3 protein-coding genes are annotated in these 4,317 nt (G+C 27.6%); all 3 read right to left on the bottom strand.

Annotated features, from left to right (window positions below):
• Positions 1-509 precede the first annotated feature (509 nt).
• Genes RBB48_RS31445 through RBB48_RS31435 form a run of 3 tightly spaced genes read right to left on the bottom strand, consistent with a single transcriptional unit; the run spans position 510 to position 3,837 of the window.
• Positions 510-1,769, bottom strand: a complete 1,260-nt coding sequence (locus tag RBB48_RS31445; RefSeq protein ID WP_306008848.1) for an MFS transporter — start codon at positions 1,767-1,769, stop codon at positions 510-512.
• Positions 1,770-1,778: 9 nt separating this feature from the next.
• Positions 1,779-2,702, bottom strand: a complete 924-nt coding sequence (locus tag RBB48_RS31440; RefSeq protein ID WP_088063433.1) for an aKG-HExxH-type peptide beta-hydroxylase — start codon at positions 2,700-2,702, stop codon at positions 1,779-1,781.
• A 37-nt stretch (positions 2,703-2,739) separates the two neighbouring features.
• On the bottom strand, positions 2,740-3,837 hold the full coding sequence (locus tag RBB48_RS31435) for a ThiF family adenylyltransferase (RefSeq protein WP_306008847.1): 1,098 nt from the start codon (positions 3,835-3,837) through the stop codon (positions 2,740-2,742).
• Positions 3,838-4,317: the final 480 nt, after the last annotated feature.

Genomic DNA, 4,317 nt, shown 5'->3' with positions numbered 1-4,317 from the left:
TCCTTATAAGTTAACTGTTGTTCTTTATATACCAACGCAACAGAATTCGGATTCTGAATCACTTGCTGTTCAAATAATTTTTGAACATTATGTTCTGATTTATCAGTAAATTTAAGGTTAATATTCATTATATCGCTCCTTTAATATCATATTTAGCAGTAATCATAGTACTCATATATCTTGATTTACTCTTTCTTAAAATCTAGAATATTATCAATAGATATATAAAACAGGATTAGGTTCCGAAAATTTGATTATTTAATTTATTATCTTCATTAAACGGGTAATTGTTATATTTCTAAACATTAGGGTTAATTTTATCCACCCTTAATACGGTTTATTTCACCGACTAATCAAAATTTTTATATCGCATTTAAAAAATTAATGAACATAAAAACTTTTAGAAAATCCTAAAGGTTTTTATGTTCACTATTAATTTTATTACCCATAGCAATCATTAATTTTTTAGGGTATACACTTAAATATAAAAAATATTATTACTTACAAAATCATGCTTCTGTAATAGAGCTATTATTTACTTGATCGTTTTTAACATATAAAAATTTATTCATAAGTAGTGAAACAATAACTGGCAAAATACCAATAACAAACAAAGTAAACATAAATGTTGTATTAGCAAATAACCAACCAACTAAAAATGAACCTATTCCCATACCACCTATAATTAAAACATCAATAGCTGCAAATACTCTTCCCGAAGCATTGTCAGGAGTTTCTTCCTGAATAATAGTCATAATAGGTGCTTCCGGCAACATAGTAAAAATACCTATAAATAAAACTGCTAAATATGCCACGAAAACATGATTTATTCCACCACAAATAATACAAGCAATAAAAGAACCTAATACGCTTATCCAAATTATAAAAGTAAGATTTTTCTTACCAAAGTGTCCACCTAATAAAGTTCCGATAACACAACCTAATCCATTAATCGCTAAATAATATCCCGTACCTGAACCTTCTTGTCCAGTTATATCAGCAAGATATGGAACAAAAACAAAGACTGATCCAACAACTATATGAATAAAGCATAAAATAATAGAGACAGAAAAAATCTTTTTATTAAATAGAATAAATTTAAATCCCTCTACAATATTATTTAGAGAATCTGAAATTTTAACCTTTTGTTCAGTTTGCAACAATCCATCAAAATTTTGATTGATAGATTTTGGTATAAAACACACTAAAACTAAACAAATTAAATATACTAGAACATTAATTAAAAACGCCCAAAATAAATCGTTTAAACCAACCAATACGCCTCCAATAATAGGAGCTATCATAAGAGAAATTGTACCTAATGAAGTCGTAAGTGTATTCATTGCTAATAATGAATCCTTATCAACTAATTTTTTACCAATTGTCAATCTAATAGGGTAATCTATAGTTCCTACAAACACCTGAAGTAAGGAAACTAGAAGAAACACATATAAAGAATTAATTTTTAAGAAAGAAAATATAATAAGCATTGTCATAGATAGTACATTTAAAAGATTTATAAAAATAATTATTTTTTTCCTCGGAAATCTATCAATTATATAACCAGATATGGGTGAAAAAAGTATATATGGAATTTGTCTTGTAAGACCAAATATCGCAACTCCTGTAGTTCCAAATTGCTGATAAATCAAAGCGGTCATTGCAACTACATAATTCCAATTCGCAATACTTGTTAAGAAACCGGAATATAAAAAACTTTGAAAACCGGGAAAATGAAACGTTTGCTTCAAATACTTAAATAAGTTCATAAACTCTCCTTAAGAATAAATTAATAAAAACTCGCTCAATTCTTGTTTAATTTCATCAAAAAAGATTTTCCCTAAATTAGAAAACTCAGCTTCGTTTTCTAAAATCTCCACACCTTTTTCCAATCTCAAAATAAATTCTTTTTCTAAGTTATCCATTGTTATTTTTTCCTCTTCAGATAAAACAACTTCAGATTCTTTTATTTTAGAAAATACTTTTAAAACTCTCCATAACACATATGTAGCATGTAACGTACCATTTAACCAACGTTTATCTTCTCTTAAAGGAGAATCTGCTTTTTTAGTTAAATTTTCAATCATTCTTCCAAATGTTTGTTTAACCATTAATGCTTGATGTCCACTTTCATGTATTAAAACATCAACAAAATTCATAGCATTCCAACCTGGTTTATTTTTCAAAAATATTGCCCCAAATGAATATGCTCCAGTAGCCGAAGTAAAATTATCACCATTAGAATCAATCACAACAATCTTTTTTGATAATAATTTTATTTGTTTATAAGCTTCTGGCCAAGCCTTTTCAATAATACTTAAAGCTCTATTAATTAATTCACATTCTTCTGTAGTTGGAACATTCATTTTCAACACAATTTCTCTATTTAAATCTTTTGAATTACTTTCAGATAAAATATCAAGTGAACGACTAACCCAATCATTATCATTTATAGAATTAAACCATGACTTATCTTGTTCTGAGATAGCAAGATTTTCCTTTAAAAGCTCAACATTTTCAGGATCACGATAAATTGACCAAGCCATAGCTGGATGGTATTTTAACTCATCTGAAAAATCTATTTCATACTTACTTAATAATTCTTTATATGTATCTAAAAGGGCTAATAAAAATTCATTTGCTTCATATTTCAACTTAGATTCCTCTAGAGTAATAGTAAATATGTCTTCTATTCTTTCCATTAATTAAACATCTCCTATCAAATATTAGATTAATAAATTATATAGAACACGATTCACATAATTCATTTTTCAACACATCCTCTGTTCTTACAATATCACCTGTTTTAAAAGTTAAAACTTTATTTTTAGTTAAAGGCTCATATGTACCTGTTAACCAAGAAAACCATTCTAAAAACTGATAATGTGATGATAATGTAATTCCTGAAACAACAGAAGGATACTTTCTTCCTCGTTTCTTTTGCATCCCAATAATTAAATCCTCATAATCACTTTTGTCTAAATTTTGTCTTATATATTCTTCATAGCATGTAAAACAAGCTGTTTCTTCTGGTATAAATAATGGACCAATCTGTTGAGCAAAGCTTCCTATATAAGGAATTTTTAACTTTATACACGCTTCATTTACCCACCTATTCAATATAAATCTTGGTTCATCAGCTTCTACAAAAATAAAATCAAGACCATCAGCAAACGAATAAACATTTTCTAAATTTTCAACATAACTATTAATACATTCCACATTAACATCTCTATTAAATGAATTTATTCTCTTTTTAATAATTTCGGCTTTAAATTCACCAATTTGATTTTCATCATAAAAAATTTGCCTAACTAAATTCGAGGATTCAATTTTATCTCCATCCATTAATTTAAGATAACCAACACCAGTAGCTCCAAGCATCATTGCTAATAAGCTACCTGTTCCTCCCATGCCTATAATCCCAACTTTGGCATTTCTAATTTTTTCAAAAGCTTCCCAGGGATTATTTTTTAAATTCGGAAAATTTTCAAACAAATCAATTAAAGTAAAATACCGATCATATTGTTCATTAGAAAGCCATTCTGGAACCTTTCTTTTATTACATTCAACTACAATTCCATTTTCAGAAAATGTCTCTAATATTTCCTCAATTTCTACTTCTGTTATATCATAATTTTCCAATCTTAATTCATTAACAATTTGCTTTATATTTTTAGTGCCATCACACTTTTCAAGTAAACATTCAAGTATAGATTCTGCTTTTTCAATTCTCATATGACGCCCCATATGACTGTTTAGAAATATATCTCCATTCGACAGTTTTATAGGCTCAATTGACGATGATACTATAGGAAATTCAATTTGTTTTTTCATTATAGTAACCTCTCTAAAATAAAGTATTGAAAATCTATATAATATATAAACTAAATATTATTCATATTTTGAATCAAAAAATTAGTAAAGGGGCCTAATGTAAATAGGCCCAATTACTATTTTAAATTAAGCGCGTGGCTCGCCAAGTGAAGATGTTAATTCTTCAGCTTTAATGTTAACTTTAACTTTAACTTTTTCCATGATTATCAACTCCTTTTCTTGTTTTTAAAAAAATTATGTTGTCATAATTTCCACACTTGGATTAAGCGCGTGGCTCGCCAAGTGAAGATGTTAATTCTTCAGCCTTAATGTTAACTTTAACTTTAACTTTTTCCATGATTATCAACTCCTTTTCTTGTTTTTAAAAATTATGTTGTCATAATTTCCACACTTGGATTAAGCACGTGGCTCGCCAAGTGAAGATGTTAATTCTTCAGCTTTAATGTTAACTTTAACTTTAACTTTTCCCATGATTATCAA

The organism is Bacillus sp. MMSF_3353, from assembly GCF_030733445.1.
Classification (GTDB): Bacteria; Bacillota; Bacilli; order Bacillales; family Bacillaceae_G; genus Bacillus_A; species Bacillus_A wiedmannii.
This window is presented reverse-complemented; position numbering and strand designations above follow the sequence as displayed.